Annotated in this window: 22 protein-coding genes; 6 read left to right on the top strand and 16 right to left on the bottom strand. The window is 38.0% G+C overall.

The features are described 5' to 3' along the window. Window positions 1-23 precede the first annotated feature (23 nt). The 3 genes from F4V44_RS03730 to F4V44_RS03720 all read left to right on the top strand — a co-directional run bounded on the left by F4V44_RS03730 (window position 24) and on the right by F4V44_RS03720 (window position 1,806). A complete protein-coding gene (locus F4V44_RS03730) occupies window positions 24-926 on the top strand; it encodes a LysR family transcriptional regulator (RefSeq protein ID WP_150438648.1) in 903 nt (300 codons plus the stop codon). 75 nt (window positions 927-1,001) lie between these two features. After that, entirely contained in the window at window positions 1,002-1,205 is a 204-nt protein-coding gene (locus F4V44_RS03725) for an H-type small acid-soluble spore protein (protein ID WP_150438647.1), read from the top strand. A gap of 25 nt (window positions 1,206-1,230) precedes the next feature. Then, complete coding sequence (locus tag F4V44_RS03720; RefSeq protein ID WP_150438646.1) at window positions 1,231-1,806, top strand: GNAT family N-acetyltransferase; 576 nt, start codon at window positions 1,231-1,233, stop codon at window positions 1,804-1,806. 84 nt (window positions 1,807-1,890) lie between these two features. Here F4V44_RS03720 and rbsB read toward each other — a convergent pair whose 3' ends face one another. From rbsB to trhO, 9 genes are all read right to left on the bottom strand, one after another. Beyond that, the gene (gene rbsB, locus F4V44_RS03715; RefSeq protein ID WP_150438884.1) at window positions 1,891-2,811 is read right to left on the bottom strand and encodes a ribose ABC transporter substrate-binding protein RbsB; all 921 of its coding nucleotides are present in this window, start codon (window positions 2,809-2,811) and stop codon (window positions 1,891-1,893) included. Window positions 2,812-2,828: 17 nt separating this feature from the next. Then, entirely contained in the window at window positions 2,829-3,758 is a 930-nt protein-coding gene (rbsC, locus tag F4V44_RS03710) for a ribose ABC transporter permease RbsC (protein WP_396897474.1), read from the bottom strand. A 37-nt stretch (window positions 3,759-3,795) separates the two neighbouring features. Next, entirely contained in the window at window positions 3,796-5,277 is a 1,482-nt protein-coding gene (locus F4V44_RS03705; RefSeq protein WP_150438644.1) for a sugar ABC transporter ATP-binding protein, read from the bottom strand. A gap of 17 nt (window positions 5,278-5,294) precedes the next feature. Then, complete coding sequence (gene rbsD / locus F4V44_RS03700; RefSeq protein ID WP_150438643.1) at window positions 5,295-5,690, bottom strand: D-ribose pyranase; 396 nt, start codon at window positions 5,688-5,690, stop codon at window positions 5,295-5,297. 2 nt (window positions 5,691-5,692) lie between these two features. Then, window positions 5,693-6,571 (bottom strand): ribokinase, encoded by an 879-nt coding sequence (rbsK, locus tag F4V44_RS03695; RefSeq protein WP_150438642.1) that lies wholly within the window; start codon window positions 6,569-6,571, stop codon window positions 5,693-5,695. Continuing rightward, window positions 6,564-7,550: a LacI family DNA-binding transcriptional regulator gene (locus tag F4V44_RS03690; protein ID WP_150438641.1), complete on the bottom strand. Its 987-nt coding sequence runs from the start codon at window positions 7,548-7,550 to the stop codon at window positions 6,564-6,566. Before F4V44_RS03690 ends, rbsK begins: the two co-directional genes overlap by 8 nt. Window positions 7,551-7,725: 175 nt before the next feature. Next, on the bottom strand, window positions 7,726-8,883 hold the full coding sequence (locus F4V44_RS03685; RefSeq protein ID WP_317978300.1) for a M20 peptidase aminoacylase family protein: 1,158 nt from the start codon (window positions 8,881-8,883) through the stop codon (window positions 7,726-7,728). 36 nt (window positions 8,884-8,919) lie between these two features. Continuing rightward, complete coding sequence (locus F4V44_RS03680) at window positions 8,920-9,843, bottom strand: DMT family transporter (protein WP_150438640.1); 924 nt, start codon at window positions 9,841-9,843, stop codon at window positions 8,920-8,922. Window positions 9,844-10,023: 180 nt separating this feature from the next. Then, on the bottom strand, window positions 10,024-10,974 hold the full coding sequence (gene trhO / locus F4V44_RS03675; RefSeq protein WP_150438639.1) for an oxygen-dependent tRNA uridine(34) hydroxylase TrhO: 951 nt from the start codon (window positions 10,972-10,974) through the stop codon (window positions 10,024-10,026). Between the two features lie 233 nt (window positions 10,975-11,207). Here trhO and F4V44_RS03670 point away from each other — a divergent pair, with 233 nt between their 5' ends. Beyond that, window positions 11,208-12,215: an LLM class flavin-dependent oxidoreductase gene (locus tag F4V44_RS03670; RefSeq protein WP_150438638.1), complete on the top strand. Its 1,008-nt coding sequence runs from the start codon at window positions 11,208-11,210 to the stop codon at window positions 12,213-12,215. A gap of 53 nt (window positions 12,216-12,268) precedes the next feature. On the opposite strand, the gene F4V44_RS03665 is transcribed toward F4V44_RS03670, so the two are convergent. Beyond that, window positions 12,269-13,243: a Gfo/Idh/MocA family protein gene (locus F4V44_RS03665; RefSeq protein ID WP_150438637.1), complete on the bottom strand. Its 975-nt coding sequence runs from the start codon at window positions 13,241-13,243 to the stop codon at window positions 12,269-12,271. Between the two features lie 97 nt (window positions 13,244-13,340). Next, on the bottom strand, window positions 13,341-15,383 hold the full coding sequence (locus F4V44_RS03660; protein ID WP_150438636.1) for a molybdopterin-containing oxidoreductase family protein: 2,043 nt from the start codon (window positions 15,381-15,383) through the stop codon (window positions 13,341-13,343). 313 nt (window positions 15,384-15,696) lie between these two features. Here F4V44_RS03660 and F4V44_RS03655 point away from each other — a divergent pair, with 313 nt between their 5' ends. Next, window positions 15,697-16,134, top strand: coding sequence for a hypothetical protein (locus F4V44_RS03655; RefSeq protein ID WP_150438635.1), 438 nt, complete (start codon window positions 15,697-15,699; stop codon window positions 16,132-16,134). Next, complete coding sequence (locus F4V44_RS03650) at window positions 16,122-16,409, top strand: YxcD family protein (RefSeq protein WP_150438634.1); 288 nt, start codon at window positions 16,122-16,124, stop codon at window positions 16,407-16,409. Before F4V44_RS03655 ends, F4V44_RS03650 begins: the two co-directional genes overlap by 13 nt. A 40-nt stretch (window positions 16,410-16,449) precedes the next feature. On the opposite strand, the gene F4V44_RS03645 is transcribed toward F4V44_RS03650, so the two are convergent. The 5 genes from F4V44_RS03645 to F4V44_RS03625 form a co-directional block, all read right to left on the bottom strand. Beyond that, window positions 16,450-17,055 (bottom strand): methyltransferase, encoded by a 606-nt coding sequence (locus F4V44_RS03645; RefSeq protein WP_150438633.1) that lies wholly within the window; start codon window positions 17,053-17,055, stop codon window positions 16,450-16,452. 116 nt (window positions 17,056-17,171) lie between these two features. After that, window positions 17,172-18,368, bottom strand: a complete 1,197-nt coding sequence (locus tag F4V44_RS03640; protein WP_191090546.1) for a hypothetical protein — start codon at window positions 18,366-18,368, stop codon at window positions 17,172-17,174. A 559-nt stretch (window positions 18,369-18,927) separates the two neighbouring features. Further along, on the bottom strand, window positions 18,928-19,932 hold the full coding sequence (locus F4V44_RS03635) for an ABC transporter substrate-binding protein (protein ID WP_150438632.1): 1,005 nt from the start codon (window positions 19,930-19,932) through the stop codon (window positions 18,928-18,930). A gap of 25 nt (window positions 19,933-19,957) precedes the next feature. After that, the gene (locus F4V44_RS03630) at window positions 19,958-20,719 is read right to left on the bottom strand and encodes an ABC transporter permease (RefSeq protein ID WP_150438631.1); all 762 of its coding nucleotides are present in this window, start codon (window positions 20,717-20,719) and stop codon (window positions 19,958-19,960) included. Next, window positions 20,703-21,488: an ABC transporter ATP-binding protein gene (locus tag F4V44_RS03625; RefSeq protein WP_150438630.1), complete on the bottom strand. Its 786-nt coding sequence runs from the start codon at window positions 21,486-21,488 to the stop codon at window positions 20,703-20,705. Before F4V44_RS03625 ends, F4V44_RS03630 begins: the two co-directional genes overlap by 17 nt. Window positions 21,489-21,535 lie beyond the last annotated feature (47 nt).

Raw genomic sequence — 21,535 nt, 5'->3', positions numbered from 1 at the left:
CTAATAATAAAGGTGGTATCCTTTTGCACTATGAGGAATTAAAAACTTTTGTCACCCTTGCAGAAGTGAAAAATTTTACTAAAACAGCCGAAATCCTTCTCATGTCACAGCCGAGTGTCAGTTTACATATTAAAAATCTAGAAAAAGAGTTTCAGACCAAATTATTTCTTCGTTCACCTAAAATTCTAAAAATCACCCCTACGGGCGAGATTCTGTACGACCGGGCAAAGCAAATGATTACCATTTACGAGCAGACAAAGCAGGATATACTTGAACATCAGAACTCGATAAAAGGAGAATTAAAGATTGGAGCCAGTTTTACGATAGGGGAATACATTTTGCCCGCTTTATTATATGACATGCAAAAAAAATACCCAGAGCTTGAACTTCAGGTTACAATCGGAAATACAGAAGAAATTGTCCAATCTGTTCGTTTATTCCAAGTGGATATAGGGTTAATTGAAGGCCATACAAATGAAAAGGAGCTCACTGTCCATCCGTTTTTGCAGGATGAGTTATTTATTGTTGCCTCAAACCATCATGAACTCACTCGCAAAAAGAATGTAACAATGGCTGAATTACAGAATCAAGAATGGGTAGTAAGAGAAGTCGGATCAGGGACACGTGAATATTTTAACCATGTCATTCGATCTAATGGATTGAAGGTAAAATCACTGCTTTCCATTAGCAGCAATCAAGGAATTAAAGAAATGCTGATTCATGGCATGGGAATCTCCCTTCTATCCCGAAGTGTCATTCAAAGGGACCTAGAGCATCGAAGTCTTTCCATTATTCCATTGCAAAATCATTCCTTTTCTAGAACCTTGTCATATGTTTCCTCACCTATCATGGAGGATAAAACAAATGTAAAAGCTTTTATTTCGGCATTAAATGAAAAATGGCCTGACAAAATTGCAACGACATGATTATAAGGAAGATACTAGTATATTTGTTTTGCACAATGCAAAAAATACATTGAATACTTTTAAGGAGAGTACGATATGGATATTCAACGTGCAATGGAAATTATCAGTTCAACCGAAATGGTCAATGTAAGCTTCAGAGGAATACCTGTATATATTAAAGAAGTCCATTCCAATAATCAAACGGCAACAGTATTTCCCCTCGATGAAATGGATCATTCGCAAATTGTAGACCTTAAGGGGTTAGCCGAAGAAGGCCCTACTATGAACAAATACACATAGGAAAAATCTTAAGGAGACGAGCGATATGGATTGGTACGAAAAATTAAATCAATACTTCCCCATTGTTGAAATGAAATCTAAAGAACATATGGAAACCTTACTGAAGGAACGTTCGGATATCTATCATAAAGATGAGGGTCCAAACCATATTATGATGTATGTAGAATTAGACAACTTTATCTTTATTGATTATTTATTAGTTTCAAATAAGGCCCGCGGTCAAAGACTTGGTCATAAGCTATTAGAAAAATTAAAGCAAAAGAGAAAACCAATTATCCTTGAAGTTGAACCTATAAACTACGAAGATAGTGATACCGAAAAAAGGCTGCGTTTTTATAAACGTGAAGGCTTTGAGCATGCCCAATCTATTGGATATACACGAAGGTCGTTAGCTACAAAAGAAATGAATTCAATGGAAATCCTCTATTGGGCACCTAACAACGAGTCTGAAGATATGATATATGATGCAATGAAAAAAACCTACAATATGATTCACACATACAAAGATCAGCATTTTTATGGAGAATCCTATCAACCTGTTGAAGAAGTGCTGACCTTTAACCAAGAGCCTGAAAATGAAAATTTGCTAGACAGTCTCTAAAGCCAGTGAACCTAGTACACAAGACAAAAAAATCTGACCCCGGAATTTTTTTCCTTAGGGTCAGACCAGCTATTTTATGAGAACTTATTTTTCTTTTGTGACTAATTTTAGCGGTGCTGCTATATTTTTCTCAACCTTTTTTCCTTGCAATACGTCTTTTGCAGCATCCACGGCAAGTTTACCAATTAAATCAGGCTGTTGGGCAACTGTTGCCTCCATTTCCCCTGCATGAATCGCATTAAGCGCGTCATCATTTCCGTCAAATCCAATGACCATAATCTCCTTGCCTGAGCTATTGATTGCCTCAATTGCACCCAATGCCATTTCATCATTATGAGCGAAAACAGCTTTAATATTAGGATTTGCCTGCAGTAAATTTTCCATTACCGTTAATCCTTTTGTACGATCAAAATCTGCTGCTTGTTTAGCAGAAATAGTCAACTTTTGATCTGCAATGTTATGAAATCCTTGCCCTCTTTCACGTGTAGCAGATGCCCCTGGTACGCCTTCTAATTCAGCCACTTCAGCTTGTTCGCCAAGCTTTTCGATAATATAATGGGCTGCCATTTCTCCGCCTTTAATATTATCTGAAGCTACTAAGGCTTCCACTTTTCCTTTATCTGCTGAACGGTCTAATGTAACGACCGGTATGCCAATATTATTAGCAGATTGAACAGCCGTTGAAATAGCTGCGGAATCAGTTGGATTAATTAGCAGTGCATCTACACCTTGTTGAATTAAATCCTCCACATCATTCACTTGTTTTGCTGAGTCATTTTGAGCATCCACAACAATGACTTCCATTCCTAATGCTTCTACTTCTTTCAAAACCCCATCCTTTAATGAAACGAAAAAAGGGTTATTTAAGGTTGAAACAGACAAACCAAGTTTTATATCGTCTAGACTTTCTTTTTTATCGGGTTTTGCCCACCCTGGCGGCTGCATGGAACAAGCACTTAGGAGCAAAAGTGTAAGTGATAGACATAAAGCCAGTAATTTTTTCATCATAATCTCTCCTTATGCTACTTTTTACGGTCAAGTAATACGGCGATTAAAATCACAATCCCCTTAACGACCATTTGATAAAAAGATGATACTCCAAGAAGATTCAGTCCGTTATTTAAGGTACCTATAATTAAGGCACCAATTAATGTCCCGAAAATTCTTCCTTTACCACCTGATAAGCTTGTCCCCCCTAACACAACAGCAGCAATGGCATCAAGCTCATAAGAAGTACCTGCTGTAGGCTGTGCTGAATTTAAGCGAGAGGTTAAAATGGCCCCTGCGAGCGCTGCAAGCATACCAGAAAGACTATAAATCATAACTTTCACTTTTGGAACTTTAATCCCTGAAATTAAGGCCGCTTTCTCATTTCCACCAATCGCATAGGTTTGACGGCCAAATGGCGTTTTATGAAGAATAATGAATAATACAATAAAAGTAATGATCATTGTGATAGCTGGTACAGGTATTCCTAAGAAATATCCACGGCCAAATAACTGGAACAAATAATTATCGCCAAGACCGGTAATTGGGTTTCCTTCTGTATAAACAAGTGTCAAACCTCTAAATATCGTCATGGTTGCAAGTGTAGCAATAAACGGTGCCATTTTTCCCTTTGTAATGAATAATCCGTTTACCATTCCCATCAATCCGCCAAGAATACATCCAATAATCATCGCAAAAATTGGGTCTAAACCAGAAACAATCATCCCTGCTGTCAATGCACTTGATAAAGCAAGAATCGCCCCGACAGATAAGTCAATTCCTCCGGTTAAAATAACAAATGTCATACCAAAAGCAATGAGTGCATTAATCGCAACCTGCCTTAGCAGATTTAATATATTTAAAGGTTCTAGAAAACTTGGATTTAATATTGACACAATTACAACTAATATGATTAGACCAAGTAATGGTCCCAACTTTTGGGTGATGGCATTCATCATATTCATCTTACCTGGCTTTGCAGTTTCTTGAATGGAATTCATTTTACTGACCTCCTGTTGCCAATGTCATAATTTTTTCTTGGGTCGCTTCTTCTTTCAATAATTCTCCCTTTACTTTTCCCTCATGAACAACGAGAATTCGATCACTCATTCCAAGCACCTCAGGTAATTCAGAAGATACCATGATGATGGCTACACCCCGCTCAGTCAATTCGTTCATAAGCTGGTAGATTTCTCTCTTTGCCCCAACATCTACTCCTCTTGTCGGTTCATCTAGAATAAGTAATTTCGGCCCGATTCCAACCCATTTAGCAATGACTACTTTCTGCTGATTTCCACCAGACAGTTTACCGACTGCAATATCCGCGGATTCCGTTTTAACTGTTAACCGTTTGATTAACATCTCAACAAAGTCTACTGTACTTTTTTCATTGATAATCCCTTTTGGAGCGAAACTAGAAAGGGTTGGCAGGATCATATTATCACTTATCGAGAAATCTAGGATTAATCCCTCATTTTTACGGTCTTCCGTAATGAATCCAATTCCTAACTTTACAGCCTGGTCAGGAGTCGAAATCTTTACCTTTTCCCCTTTCAGCCACACTTCACCGCTGTCGATTGGATCAAGTCCAAAAATGGCCCTCATGATCTCAGTTCTTCCCGCACCCATCAAACCCGAAACTCCGACGATTTCTCCCTCACGAACAGAAAAGCTTACATTCTCAAAAACTCCTTTTTTCGTTAAATCTTTGACTTCTAGAACCATTTCACCCAGTACAGGAGTACGTTTGGGAAAGCGTTCAGTTAATTCCCTGCCCACCATTTTCCTCACAACTTCATCAAAGTTTGTTTCAGGAATTGGCTTTGTATCAACTGTTTTCCCATCACGCATGACTGTAATCCGGTCACAAATGGCAAAAATCTCTTCCATTCGGTGAGAAATATATACAATGGATACTCCGGATTTCTTTAATGAAGAAATGACATCAAAAAGTTTACTAATCTCCCTTTCCGTTAAAGCAGCAGTTGGCTCATCCATAATAATCACTTTGGCATTCGTCATTAAAGCTTTAGCAATTTCAATCATTTGCTGCTCCCCAACAGAACAGCTTCCCGCCTCTTTATCTAACGGAATTGAAACAGCTAATTTTTCAAATTGCTTTGCTGCTAGCGCTTTCATTTCATTTATTTTTAAAAGGCCAAATGAATTCTTTAATTCCTTTCCAATAAATAAGTTTTCTAGAACCGTCATATCTCTCCAAATATTTAATTCCTGATGAATAAAAGTGATTCCGTTTTTCTCTGCTTCTTTTGGACTCTTAAAATAGGTTTCTTTGCCATCAATGGTGATAATTCCTTTGTCACGAGCATGTAGCCCGGTAAGCACGTTCATCATGGTTGATTTTCCTGCTCCATTCTCCCCCATAAGAGCATGTACTTCCCCCTCAAGTAATTCAAAATCAACACCTGTTAATACTTGATTGGTTCCAAAGGCTTTATAGATGTTTTGCATTGTAATTTGCATGTTTGATCACCTCTTTATTAGAAAAATACTCCCGATTGTAAAATACAATTTGCATATGGAGTGATTTCGCCCGTCCGAATAACAGCTTTCGCTTGCTTCGTTAACTGTTTAAAATCCTCATGAGAAACTTGTTCTATTTTCTGGTCCTTAAATTTTTCTTTGATATATTGTGCATGATTAGGATTTCCTTCTTCTATTTCAGAAGCAATCATTACTTTTTCTATCACCATATCCTCTGCAACAGCATTCACTATCTCTTTAAATGAAGGATTCCCCGCTTTAACAGCTAAATCAATCTTTTTTACACCATCTGGAATCGGCAAACCGGCGTCTGCTATAACGATTGTATCCGTATGGCCAAGATCAGCTAAAACTTTCGAAATATGACTGTTTAATATTCCATAGCGTTTCATTTTTATAAATTCTCCTCTACTTCTTTTCTCGTTGGCATACCACCTTGTGCTCCAAATTTAGTTACAGATAACGAGGCAGCCCGGTTTGCAAAAAGAATGCTATCTTTTATGGTTTTTCCTTCGGCAATGGCAACGGCAAATGCTGCATTAAACGTATCACCTGCACCGGTTGTATCAACCGCCTCTACTGGAAAAGCTGGGACAAGCACTTCATTGTCGCCATCATTATAACGGACTCCATTTTTACCTTCTGTAATAAGTAATTTATTTGGATATTCTTTTAACGCTGTATGAATGTCTTTATTCTCAAAAAGAACCGAAGCCTCCCATTCATTTGGTGTAATATAAGCAGCCATATCAATCACTGTCTTACTAATAGGTCTTGCCGGCGCTGGATTTAATAACAATGGAACGCTGTTCTCAAAACATATTTTTGCTGTGTATTCGATCGTTTCCTCAGGGATTTCCTGCTGGATTAGAACGATATCTGATTTCACTATCACATCAAGCGCCTTATCAATATAAGCTGGAGTGACATAATCATTTGCACCCTTTACTACAATAATGCTGTTATCTCCTTCTGCAAGAGTGATATGAGCTGTCCCAGTTTCTAAATGTGTAACCGGTTCCACATATGTCGTAATTACCCCATTTGATGTAAAATTGTTTAATATTTCCTCACCAAACGTGTCGCCTCCAACACAGCCAACCATATACACTTCTGCTCCAAGCCTAGCGGCAGCGACAGCCTGATTGGCCCCTTTGCCGCCAGGGACCGTTTTAAAGCTGTCACCGAGAATCGTTTCGCCCTTATTTGGTCGCTTTAGAGCAGTCACAACTAAATCCATAGAAGAACTTCCAATAACGGTCATTTTAATCATTTTTCTCAACCTTTCTTGTTGTTTGTCTCTCAATAAATGTAACAGGCAGTTTAATATTTTTTTCTGGTAATGGTTCATTTTTTATAGTTTTTATTAGTAGCTTAGCTGCTTCTCTTCCCATATCATAGGCAGGCTGTCTTATAGTAGACAACGGCGGAAAAAGCAGTTTGCTAAGCGGTATATCATCATAGCCAATAATTTGCAGGTCATCTGGAATCGATTTTCCAACCCTTAGAGCCTCATGTAAGATGGCTGCTGCACTAAGATCATTGCTTGCAATTACTCCATCTATATCAGGGTATTTCTCAAATAACGTTTCAGCTACTTTTTCAGCATCAGAAAAACTAAAAGAAGACGAAATAACATGAAAGTCCATATTTGCATGACAAAGCTCTTCTATTGCTCCTTTAAATCGATCCTGCGCTGTCCTTACTGAATTGGGGCCTCTAAGAACAGCAATTCGCTTACTTCCTCTTTTGATGATTTCCTGAGCGGCTTTCCTTCCCCCATCTAGCCCGTCTGCATAAACAGATGGATGACTATTTGTTGTTCGATCAAGAAATACAACTGGAAAGGAGAGATTTTCATAAGGAGTCGTATCAGCATGGTTTGTAGCCGAAATAATCCCTATCACATTGTTTTGTTTAAATGTTTGAATGTATTCTACTTCCTTTTCAGGCTTTTCATCAGCATTTCCAATGATTAGATGGAGACCCTGCTCCTGCATTTCATCCTCCACTCCCCGAGCCAGTTCTGGGAAAAAGGGATTTCGAATATCAGGCAGCAGCAAGCCAATTAATCGTGATTTCTTTTTATAGAGAGATCTTGCCACTTCATTCGGTTTGTAATTTAATTTTTGGATTGCTTCGTTTACAAGCTTTCTAGTATCCTCGTGTATATAACCCTTATCATTTAATACTCTTGAAACAGTCGCTACAGATACTCCAGCCTCTTTAGCAACGTCACGTATTGTAGCCATCGTTTCGCCTCCTCTGTAACCGGTTACACATATAATAACATCATTTTTTTATGTTTGCAATATAGTATTATGCCCCAAAAAAAGAAACATAAAAATCAAAATTTTTGTACTCCTAATACACCTTTGACTATTGATTACATTGACTCAAAAAAAATAACGAACAGCACGCTGTTCGCTATTTTTCCCATTGATCCAGTACATTAATAGTAAGGTTAGTAAAATAGTCGGTTGCTACCTGGAGAGCCTCTTCTTTTAAATGAAACGCAGGATGATGCCATTCTTTCGAACCATCAACACCCATCCAGACAAAAAATCCAGGAAGTTTTGTTTGATAAAAAGCAAAATCCTCTCCAGCCTGACTCTGAACCGCTTCCACGACCTCATATCCAAGCTTACGAGCTGTTTCTGATGCAACCTTAGTAAACATCGGAGAGTTATCTACAACAGGCATATATGGATACCAATGAAAATCAGCTCTTGCACCATAAGCGCTCGCAATTCCTTCCGCTGTACGCTTCATTAATTCTGGAATAATCTGACGCGCTTCATTTTGAAAGGTTCGAACGGTTCCTTCAAGCTCTGCTTTTTCAGGAATCACATTCCATGTAGTCCCTGCATGTACCTGCGTTATGCTGATGACGGCATTATGAAAGGAACTAAGATTACGACTAACAATTGTCTGCAAGGCTGAAATGATCTGACCGGTAATGACAATAGGATCAATCGTATTGTTTGGAATTCCTGCGTGACCGCCAACACCTGTTATCTCAATCTCAAAGCGGTCAACACTCGCCATCAGCGCTCCTTCGCGAACTCCAATCGTCCCTACTGGTAAATCCGGTTTATTATGCATCCCGAAAATGGCTTCGACCCCATCTAGTACACCAGCTTTTTCAATTAATACAGCTCCCTGTGAAATTTCTTCTGCCGGCTGAAAAATGATTCGCACCTTCCCTTTTAACTCGTTTCGTCGTTCCTGAAGAAGAATGGCTGCACCAATGATGGAAGCCGTATGAAAATCATGCCCGCATGCATGCATGACTCCCTCATTTTTCGAAGCGAACGGCAAAAAGGTTTCCTCTTTAATTGGCAGGGCATCAATATCTGCCCTTAAAGCAATAATCGGTCCTGGCTGGTTTCCTGTAATTTCTGCAACAACGCCAACCTCCAACTGATAATCCAATACAGGAATTTCTGCTTCCTCCAGCCACTTGCGGATTCGTTTGGTCGTTTCATATTCCTTCATTGATAATTCCGGATGCTCGTGCAACTCTCGACGATATGTAATCAGTTTTTCTAATAAAGGCGAGTTCATATCTAACCTGATCAACATGTCAACCTTCTTTCTATAAAATTACTATATACTATATTAATAATTTTCCACATGATCCAGTTCTTCAACAATGTTTTTCTGTCTTTTTTGAGATCCTTTACGATTAATCATAAATAGGCTGAGCAAAATGAGTACTAACCCTAAAAGAAGCGTGATCGTGAAAGGTTCGCCAAGGAATAACGTTCCAATCCCCACAGAAATCAACGGGACAAGAAAAGTGAACGAGCTTACTTTACTAGACTCACCTGAATTCATTAATTTAAAATAAACAGCTGTTGCTCCAATTACTCCTAAAATGGCACCAAACATTAAACTAGATACATAGGGAATATTCCAGATTATACTTGACAAATTCTCCGTACTAAGACCTATACTGCATAAGAAGATTCCACCGATTATATTTTGAAGAGCCACCAGCCATAATCCATCTACTAGACTGCTTGTTTTTTTTACATATACAACACCGACAGCCCATCCAGCACCAGTTAAAAAAGCTAAAAGAATACCATAAAAAGAAATATTACCGGATATACCATCAAGACTCACAACAACTACACCAAGAAAGCCTATAATCATTCCAACTATCTTTATTGGTGACAACGATTCCTTCAACCATACCCACGCTAGGAGTACAACAAGCACTGGCTGTAAATAAACTATGACTGAAAATAAGCCGGAAGGCAAATATTGTAAACCATATGTTTGAACTCCATTAAATATAATAATATTAAACAGAGCAGAAATCATATAAACCGGCCATGTTTTCTTCCATTGAATGTGATTCCGTTTAGGAAATAGAACGATTGCCAACATTATTCCACCTAATAATGTACGCATGCCCGCAAACAGAAATGGTGGAGTATATTCTAGTGCGGTTTTATAGATTGGCCAGCATAATCCCCAAATAAGCACAACAAAAGCTATGGCCATGGCTGCTTTTGACTTAGTCATTTTTCCCATGATCTATGATCCTTCTTTCCAACTATCTGCTACTCTGTAAACTTAATTAGTATAATCCAGTCTTGTTCAGATTACTAATGATTAAACTTAGTCATTTTCAATACTCTAAAAAATGAATCCCGATAGAAAAAAAGGAGTGTCCTACCCGAATAGATAGTACACTCCTTTTTTCTCTATTCTTTAATCTGCCATTCCTAACAGGCTTTCCTCAACTTCTTTTTCTGTTAAGCCATGTTCGGCAATATATCGATTTCGAGGATGTGTGCGGCATTCTGATGAACAGCTGCGCAAATATTTGTGTTCATTTTCCTCAGAGCAAAGGATTTTTTTATTACACTCTGGATTCGCACAATTAACGTACCTTTCACATGGCTCTCCTGTGAAATAATCACGTCCGACAACAATATGCTCTTTTTGATTAACCGGGACACCGATTCTCTCATCAAACACATAAAGCTGTCCATCCCAAAGCTCTCCTTGAACTTCCGGATCCTTTCCATACGTTACAATTCCTCCGCCCAGTTGGGAAACGTCCTCGAAACCTTCTTTCAATAGCCAACCAGAGAATTTTTCACAGCGAATTCCTCCCGTACAATACGTAACAATTTTTTTATCCTCTAATAAATCTTTATTCTCACGAACCCAATCTGGAAGATCACGGAAATTCTGGACATCCGGTCTGATGGCTCCTCTAAAATGACCTAAATCAAATTCATAGTCATTTCTTGCATCAAGCAGTATCGTATCTTCATGATTTATCGCCTCGAAAAATTCCTTCGGGCTTAAATGTTTACCCGTCAGTTCATTTGGATTGACATCATCCTCTAATCGAAGGGTAACCAGTTCCTTTCGATGACGAACCTTCAACTTTGGAAAAGCATGTTCTTCTGCATCATCTATTTTAAATATCATATCAGCAAAACGAGGATCTCTCTTCATCGTCTCAATATATTGGTCAGTTTGCTCCACTGTTCCAGACACAGTACCGTTGATTCCCTCTGCAGCAATAATAATTCTTCCTTTTAACCCCAAATCCTGGCAAAGGTTTTTATGTTCTCTTGTAAACTCTACAGAGTCTTCAATTGGTACATACATATAATACAACAATACTCTATATGGTTTTTTCTCCATTTTTTCTTCCACCTATCCATTTATATTTGCAAGATATAACTATATACATAGGTTTTATGTTAGATATTCTTACCGCTCTTTAGTATATCAGAAAAATAGTAATCAAAGGTGATATACGCGCTTCTCAGTTTTTTCAAAAGATACTGACATATAGACAAGTTATGCATCTTGTTTTGTATCTTTCATGATAATTGTTATGATTAAATAGTATTTAACAGGAAAGGATGAATCCATTGGCAAATATAAATATCCCTGTTTCAGTCTTAAACCTTGTACCTATTCGCAAAGGTCAAAATGCTAAACAAGCCATTGAATCGATGGTTGACCTTGCCCGTGCATCTGAAAAAATGGGCTATACTAGATATTGGATTGCGGAACATCATAATGCACCAACACTCGTAAGTTCCGCTACCTCCATTCTAATCAAACATACATTAGAGCATACAGAACGAATTCCTGTTGGTTCAGGGGGAATCATGCTTCCTAATCATGCACCATTAGTAGTAGCTGAACAGTTTGGAACAATGGCAACCATTTATCCAAATCGTGTGGAGTTGGGACTAGGCCGGGCACCCGGTACTGACATGATGACTGCCAACGCACTAAGAAGAACCAAAGGTCATGAATCTGTTTATACATTCCCTGATGACGTTCAATCATTACTTACTTATTTCGGACCAGAAGAAATACAAAGTTATGTAAAAGCCCATCCAGGCGTCGGGACGCGTGTTCCTATCTATATTCTTGGCTCATCAACAGACTCAGCTTATTTAGCTGCTAAGTTGGGATTGCCTTATGTATTTGCTTCCCACTTTGCACCGCAGCAGATGGGGACCGCCATCTCTATCTACAAGGAAAAATTCCAGCCTTCCCAATATCTTGATAAACCGTATATGATGGTATGTTTGAATGTGATTGCAGCAGAAACCAATGAAGAAGCAAACTATTTAGCCACATCATTAGAGCTGTTCTTCTTAAATGTGGTCAGAAGCTCTTCTATGCCGCTGAGCCCCCCGGTTGAAAATATAAATGAATACTACTCAAGCCCAATGGAGAAAGAAATGGTTAAATCAATGACGAGCGCCATTCTAAAGGGCAGTAAAGATACAATCCGAGAGCAGTTAGCTAACTTTCAAGAACAGTATCATATCGATGAGCTTATGGCTATTTCATATATTTTTGACGAAGAAAAACAAAAACGCTCTTATGAAATTCTTAAAGAAGTAGTGGATGGAAGATAGATTGGGGAATAATTACAGTCACTAACAAGGTCCGTTAGTGACTGTTTTTTTATCTACGGAAACACGACACCCATTTGTTTTCTAGATTCTTCTATGATTTCGGCTGTTATTAGAGAATTAACATAGGAGTTAACCTTTGATTCATATATACCTGCTTGAATAAGCTTAATAAATTCCTCCACTTCATAATACATAGAATGCTGTTGTTGCTCCTGGGAAACATTTTCAACCTCACCATTACGATAATGTATTTCCACTTTTTCAATTGGATTCAATTTGTCTACGATGATGTTTCCATCTTCACCCTGGATTTCTGAGGCAATCGAGGAGTTCGTTATTTTCGAGAACATCAGCACTGCTTCCATTTGAGGATACGATAAGATAATACTCCCCTCCCCATCTACCCCTGATTCAAGAATATAGCCATTTGCTTTTATACTTGTCGGTTTACCAAACAGCACCACTAAAGGGTAAATACAATAAACCCCGATATCCATAATAGAACCATTTGCAAAAGCCGGATTAAAGGCATTAAGTACCGTACCTGCTTTATAGGAATCATAACGGGAACTATATTGACAGTAACTGGCTGTGAATCTGCGAACAACACCAATTTTATGTACGTTTTCTTGAATAACCTTAAAGTTAGGCAATAAAGTAGTTTTTAATGCTTCCATTAATAAAACATTATTTTCTTTTGCGGTTTGAATCATTGCTTGCACTTCTTCAGTATTCGAAGCGAGCGGTTTTTCGCATAATACATGCTTGCCATGTTTCATCAACAGAATTGCCTGCTCCGCATGAAATGAATTCGGACTGGCAATATATACGGCATCTATCCTATCACTTTTAGCCATTTCCTCTAAATCTGTAAACGTTGCTTCAACTCCAAATTTCTGAGCAAATTCCTCTGCCCTTTCTTGTGTACGGGAATATACGGCAGATAAAACAAAATCCTCTGCCATCAAAGCTGCCTCGATAAACGCTTCCGTTATCCAATTTGTTCCGATGACACCAAATCTAATCATTTAATACCCTCCACCCATATTGTTTCTACTTAAGAAATCTTTAACGATTATACCAAAAAAACGAACAGTACCATAAAGCACTGTCCGTTTAAAGTATTTATCTTTTTGCTATGTTCACTCGACCTGAAAAGAAAACAGCACCGCCGCCCATATCTGACAAGCGGTCAGGTGTCAGTGTGTTTACCAATTGTTTTGTTCCATCTAAATGCTGCCACAGTCCTTGAGTTGCTGCGACTCCAGGCAGTACGTTCTCACCTACACTAACCTTCAACTCGCATTCACCACGATGATTCCAAACCCTTACGATTTCTCCATCTTGAATATCTCGCTCCACAGCATCGGCTACATTCATATGAAGAAGAGGTTCCTTTTCAAGTCCGCGGTGTTTTTCATTATTTGAAAAAGTTGAATTTAAAAAGCTATGGTTTGGCGCAGGAATAAATAAGAATGGTAAATCTCCATCATCTTGAAGCGGTATATAGGTAGGAAGCGGCGGATGACCGGCCTTCTCCATTACCTTAGAATATAATTCAATTTTTCCGCTAGGTGTCTTCAGTCTTCCTGGAAACAATGGTTTCATGTTCGCTTTTACATATTGCTTCTCAACCAATGATTCATAGGTAATACCCTCTAAATATGGGTTTCTTGAATAATCCAGAGATTTCGCAATCATCTCCGCTTCTGTCTCCTCAAATGCAGATTCATGATAGCCCATGCCTTTTGCAAGGAGCTTAAAGACATCTACATTTGATTTCGACTCACCACACGGCTCAATAACAGGCTGTTGAATTTGCACATAATGATGCCAATACGACGTATAGAAATCAGTATTTTCATAGGAAGACGTCGCTGGCAAAATAATATCTGCGTATTTGGCTGTTTCCGTTAAAAATAAATCATGTACCACAACAAATAGGTCCTCATGAAGCAGACCCTTTCTTACTTTATTGCCTTCAGGTGCCACAACAGCAGGGTTTGAACTATAAATATACAAGGATTTAATAGGTGGGTCTAGTGCAAGCAATGCTTCACCAATCCTATTCATATTTACTCTTCTAGTCTTTTTATTTTTTAATAAATCCGGACGCTGCAGATAATGAGCATCATGTGCCAAGTAGCCAGAATTTCCTTTGATTGCCCCGCCTCCCTTAACCAGCCATTGTCCAGTCAAGGCTGGAAGACAAGAAATCGTACGTATACACATACCTCCATTATCATGATGCTGCGGGCCATTTCCAATTCGTATATAAGAAGGAGAGGTTCCTCCATACATACGGGCTAATGTATAAATATCATCAACAGGCACGCCGGTAATCTTCGAAACGGTTTCCGGATCATATTGAACAACATGATCACGAAGCTCTTCATACCCAACTGTATATTCCTTCAAGAAAGCATTATCTACCATATTTTCTTTATATAAAATATGCATCATTCCTAAAGCAAGAGCACTGTCTGTTCCCGGAATAATCGGAATGAACCAGTCGGCAAACTTTGCTGTTTGATTTTTATGAACATCAATCACAACAATCTTTGCTCCATTTTGTTTCCGTGCTTGCTGAGCTAAAGCAATCTGATGCATATTCGTACTTACCGCGTTAATACCCCAGAAGATAATTAATTTCGAATGAATCGTATCCTCTGGATCGATACCGTAACTTCCGCCCATTGTATATTGATAACCAACACCGCCTGCTGCCGAACATATTGTTCGATCAAGCCGAGTGGCACCTAAACGATGAAAGAAACGGCGATCCATTCCTTCTGCAGTAAGATTTCCCATATTCCCATAAAAGCTATATGGAAGAATACTTTCCGGCCCATCTGAATCGATTAGCTCTTTCCAACGGGAGGTAATGGTTTGAATGGCTTCCTCCCAGCTAATTCTTTCAAATAATCCTTCTCCTTTTGCACCTGTCCGCTTCATCGGATATTTTAAACGATTTTCATCATGAATCCTTGCAGGCATATTTCTTACTTTATTACAGATATTTCCTTTTGTTACTGGATGATTAGGATCACCCTCGACCTTTACTATCTTTCCATTCTCTTTATGAATGAGCAGACCACATTGATCAGGACAATCTAAAGAACAAACAGAAGGAAAAACGCCATCAGGCTGATTTATATAAAATGTCATGAATCATCACCACTTTTTAATAATTAACTTTGTTAGCGAACAATGTTGATAAACAAAGCCTAATAATTAATATAATACTATCATTATACATTTATTTTAGAATACTAACTAGATTAGGATTATCCCCAATTCCTTTTCTATCACTACTTATCGGTAAATTTTAACAATAATAATTTTTGTTTTAAAAGTGAATCTTTTTTTATTTTCACTCGTAAATACTATACAATATAAGGGTGATGTAAATCTGATTTAAATATCATAGTTTACTTCACTTTTATCTAATTCATTCAAACACATGGAGGGACAATAGTAAATGAAGAAGCTTTTAACAGCAGTACTTACGGCGGCATTACTCTTTTCGCCAATCGGAAACGTTGTTTTCCAAGATCACACAATAACAGTTGAGGCAAAAAAGTACAGTTCCGGCAAGAAAAGTTATAACAGCAACAATAATAGCACAAACAACAACAATTCTTTCTTTCAAAATAAAAAGAATGATACGACTACGACTAATAAATCAGCTGCAACACCTGCTAAAAAGAGCGGCGGTTTCATGAAAGGCATGATGCTTGGCGGTCTTGCCGGTTTATTATTTGGAGGACTATTCGCAAATATGGGAATGTTAGGCTCTATTTTAGGCTTATTTGTAAATATTTTGGCTATTGTCGTGATTATTATGGTTATTCGTAAGATTTTCTCCCTTATTAAAAAGAACAAGAAAAAAGAGGATCCTAATCCATGGAGAAGCTAATCATCTCTGAGCAGGATATCGTAAATGCCCTCTGCGTCTATATTTCTCGAAAAAGACAGATAAAACCAGAAGAGGTTGAAATCGAATTAATGTATGATGATGATTATGGTTTCTCGGCAGAGGCCTATGCAAATGGGAGAAAACAAATTCTTGTTACGATCAACATCATTGAAGCATTAAGATTATGGCTTGATGAATTCTTAAACAGAGATCCGTATTCGGGCATTGAACTTGTACTTGACGATGAAGAAGGAATAATCGCTGTTATTGGATAGAAAAAAGGGTGTCCCGACCGACACCCTTTTTTCTATTATCTTAACTTAATCCATAAATCAAAACTCTCTCATAAGGATGATTCTCATATAAATCTGACAGCTTCACCTCTTGTTTTAATTCAAATGCTGTATCCTTTTCTAAAAAATAAATATAATCTTCTGATGGATAATACAGAATCAAATCAATATCACGCTTTGCTTTTTCTACTGACAGCAAAATATTATTAATCACTTTCCTAAATATTTGAATTGAGAACGGGTTGAAAAAATAAAATCGATTATCTCTGGAATCAATCTTATACTCCTCAGCTAAGCAATTAAGAAAATGAATTTGATTCCTGCTGTTCTTTCTTTTTGTTAAATAACCTTCCTTATTTTCCAAAGCTTCGCAAAAAAAACTCGTGTTCATTTCAATACCAATAACTGTTGCTTGAAATCTATGTTCAATAAAGAAATTCAGCCTGCCTTTGCCACAGCCAAAATCAACGATTCTGTCGCTGCTTTTTAACTCATATTGATTAAATAAGGTTTCTAAAGCACTATAAGGGGTTGGCTCATATGGATGATAATGAAAAGACTTATAAAAACGTTTCTGTTCTTCATTAGTGTGGATATTTAGCAACTTGTCATAGAATTTTTCTTTCATTTCATTTCTCCCGCTGTGATCATTTACATTCAAGTATAATCCTATAGCAAAAAGTTATCATTAACAAAGCCCAAAAATAAGGTAATCGCTTATGCGATTACCTAATAAGTTCATGGTTATTTGACTTTCCCAGAAGCAGTTCCATTTGGACCCATTTCTTCTAAGAAATAAGTCAGAAGTGCGTTATAAGATTCTGTTGAAGCGGTAGCACCAGATACTGCATCAGCTGTACCTTGCTTAGCAATCGCACTTTCCGTTAGTTGAGCGTATGCGTCTACTGGGTTAATTTCCATATGAGAACCATATTCTTTATCCTCGGATTTCTTAGAACCATCTTCTTTTACTTCATCATACGTAACAGCGGTAATTCTTCCGCCTGCAATGACTACTTTCATTGTTGGTTTGTAACCATGGCTGTCAAATTTTTCATATTCAACTGTATAAGTACCGTCTTTAAGGTCACCTGCAACGACTTCTTTTGATCCTTTATTATCCTTCTTTACTTCTTCTTTTTCACCTGTTAAATCTACTTCCACACGATGTTCATATGCATCTTTAATAGCAGCAATAATATTTCCATGCGCATCTGTAAGACTGAAGGTTGCTCCTGTTGTTACATCAGCAAGTTCCGCTTTCTCGGAATCTGTCAGCTTGCTGTACTTTTCGATATCCTCAGGCTTTTCGGACTTCTCAGTAAGCGGTCTTCCGTTTACATCAGAAGTATATTTCGCATTCCATTCTTCAATTTCAGCAATGGTTTTACCTTTAAAGAAGTTTTGGTAAAAGTCCATTTGTTTATGCCAATCCATCATCATATTCATGCCATATGAATCACCGCGGTCACGTTTTGTCTGCCAGCCATCAATTTCTGCTTTTGCAGATTCCACCGTGTTTTCAGATACACCTGAAACCTGGCCTGTTGCATGATCTGTAATATTATAACCTTCTTTAGACGGCCAGCCGGAGAAATGTGGCATTGTTTCCCCGTCATAGTTAGGTGTACTAACCTCTAATGCATCCACATATAGGTTAAGAATTCTTCCGTCTGCATCAAAAAGGGCATCTGCAGTAATATAGTTAAAGCTGTAAACAGGCACTTCCTGTGCATCTTTACCAGGTCCTTCACGAAAATTTTGCGAAGTACCTAATCCTTGATAAACAACTGTTGGTACTTCAACTGCCGTTTCTTGAGTTTGGGATGCTGCTGCTTCTTTCTCTTCAGGTGCGTTCGTTTCATCCGTACCACATGCAGCTAGTAAACTAGCACTTAATGTTAGAGCAGTAATGATGGAGAGTCTTTTTTTGACTGACATTCTAAATCCTCCCTACTTATGTAAAATTCTAGTAAAGTACTTTACGAGGCTATAATACTCCTAGGTGAAGGCATTTACAATTAAACTTCCATTTATTTCATATATTGTTCATTCTTTCACATTCACTTATTTGACAAAACTATTTATTTTATTTTTCGAAGCCTTGATAAACATAGATTCTAACTGAATAGACCAACGTAAATCTTTGTATTAACGCTTGATACCTTATCTACTATTATATAACAAAGTGATTTTCCTTAATCACAGCCACAAATTTGAAAAATATATATCCAACTTATTAAATATCGACATAGGAATTCTTTTTCTATCATGTACGGGTAGTAAACATAGTTCTTCCGCTAGGTATTTGACTCATCCGTGTGAAAAGGACTTTTCACACACCTTTCAGCTCCGCTTCATGACCATATCGCCTAGATGAGTCAAATATCCACTAGTGTATGTCGAAATATTAAAAAGGACATATATATTTTATATAAAAATACTGAGTAAACAAAATAAAAAACACCACCCTATTTTCCAAAAGGGTGGTGTCAATAAATTAATTTAGAAACGAAGTATCAACTAAACCTGCTAACTCAGGCTCTTCTTTAAGGAATTCTAATTCAAAAGATGATTGAGCAAATTGTTTTAATACCTCTTCATTAATTTCAGTCGTGTAATTGATACGGTCCATAGATTTTGCAACAAGGTTTTTATCAAGCTCTTGTTTTGTTAAATCTTTAATCGCTTGAATCGCAATGGTTTGCGCTTCTTCTTTATTGTTGTTGATAAAATCAACAGCTTCCTGCTGTGCTTTTACAAGTGCTTCTGCCACTTCTTTATTTTCTTTCACAAGCTTTCCATTCGCTGCTAATACGGTGTTTGGAAGTGTTTGTCCATAAGCAATTTCATCTGTACTAATGATTTCTTTCGCACCCGCTTCAATTAAAGTAGAAGCCCATGGTTCAGGTACAGCAGCTAAATCAACTTGGCCTGATTCAAACATACCTTGATATTGTGCAGGGTTTCCAGTTACATGCTTTAAAGACCCGCCGATACGTGCTGATGCTAATTTATCCATTCCCAAATCCATTAAGTACGTTTCAAACTGAACATCATGTGTGCATCCAATTCCAGGCGTAATAAATGTTTTACCTTCAATATCTTCTAAGCTATCGATTCCGCTTTTTTCACTTGCTACAACAACTGTTCCACCTGATGATGCTCCAGCTAGAACTTTAACATCTGCTCCATTTGAGAAGTTGTTCATAACAGGTGCAGGTCCAACTAAACCTGCATCAATATCTCCCGATTTTAATGCAGTCATGAATGTTCCGCCATCAGGGAATGTTTTGTATTCCACTTCAACATTTTCACCAAGAGCTTTCTCATAATAACCTTTTTCACGTGCAACCATTGCAGGTACGTGATCAATATTTGGAAAGTAACCGATGACTACTTTCTCTTTTCCGGATTCTCCCTTTGAGCTTTCATCAGAACCGCCGCAAGCAGCTAAAAATCCTGCTGATATGATTAATGATGCAGCTAACAACCATTTTTTCATGTGATTTCATTTCCTCTCTTTTTATCTAGGCAGCCTGTTCTAGACCCCATTTAATCATGACACGCTTTTCAATTCGTTGAAAAATGAGTAAATCCACTGTTACACCAATAACACCAATGACAACCATGATAGCCATGACCATATCCATACGTCCAAAGTCTGAAGCATATTTTAACGTATAGCCAAGTCCAGGACCTGTACTTAACAACTCTCCGGCCATCAATGCACGCCAAGCAAATGCCCATGCCAGACGAAGACCCGTTACTGCATATGGAATGGAAGCAGGAATAACTACTCGAATAAATAAATCAATTCCGCCTGATCCCATCGTTTGTGCTGCTTTAATATAGAGCGGAGCAACATTCTTAATACCCGTTCTCATATTAATCGTCATGACTATTGCAGCTCCTAATACTACGATAAAGATAACCGATTTTTCATTTAATCCAAACCACATAATAGCAAGCGGCAGCCAAACAATACTTGGAATACTTTGAAGCGATAGAATTAACGCCCCTAAAGTTTCATCTGCAGTTTTTGATTTGGCAAGAAGTACCCCAAGCAAAACACCAATGATTAGTGCGATAATCAACCCAATTAATAAACGGGTAAAGCTTGCTCCTACATCCTGAAATAATGAGCCATCTGCCACACTTTCCTTCAGGCTCAGTGCTACATCGGACGGTGCGGGCATCATGACCTTTGGAACATCAAATACTCTTATAATTAGTTCCCATATCCCAAATAAAGCGACAAAAAATACAATTCGTTTAATAGCTAGACGCATATTTCATTTCCTCTTCCGCTACTTTATCAATCTCTGTTTTCAGCAGCTCCATAATCGTTTGTTCATACTGAGCGATTTCTTGGATATGCTTTTCACGCGGTCTTTCGATTTTAACTTGTATATCCTTTAATACCGTACCTGGATGAGTTCCCATCACGATGATTCGGTCAGATAATTTTACCGCTTCCTGGATGCTGTGGGTAACAAATAAAATTGTCTTTTTCGTTTCTAACCAAATGCTTTCCAGTTCATCATGAAGCCTCATTCTTGTCTGTTCGTCCAACGCACCGAATGGTTCATCCATTAAAAGAACCCGTGGGTTCATCGCTAACGCTCTCGCAATTGCAACCCTTTGCTGCATTCCACCAGATAATTCATGTGGTGAGTGCTTTGCGTAGGGGCTTAATTGAACAAGCTTTAAATATTTATGTGCTATTTCACGAGCTTCTTTCTTTTTCATTTCTTTTTTCAATGGAAACATCACATTTTCTTCAACTGACAGCCATGGGAAAAGTGCTGCCTGCTGGAATACCATTCCTCTGTCTTTACCAGGCTTTGTTATTCTTTGATTATCGATAAGAACACTGCCTTCACTAGGATTTGTCAGGCCAGCTACAATGGAGAGTAACGTCGATTTCCCGCATCCTGATGGGCCTAAGAGGGAAACAAACTCTCCTTCCTTAATATGCAAATCAATATCCTTTAATACCTGCTCAGTTTTTCCACGGTTTGTAAAACTCTTTTGAACGTTGTGTATATGAAGAAACATTTTCTCACCCACCCCTTTATGAATTCTTTCTATATAAATCTCATTAG

It is taken from the genome of Niallia endozanthoxylica, assembly GCF_008710145.1.
Taxonomy (GTDB): domain Bacteria; phylum Bacillota; class Bacilli; order Bacillales; family Cytobacillaceae; genus Bacillus_BD; species Bacillus_BD endozanthoxylica.
This window is presented reverse-complemented; position numbering and strand designations above follow the sequence as displayed.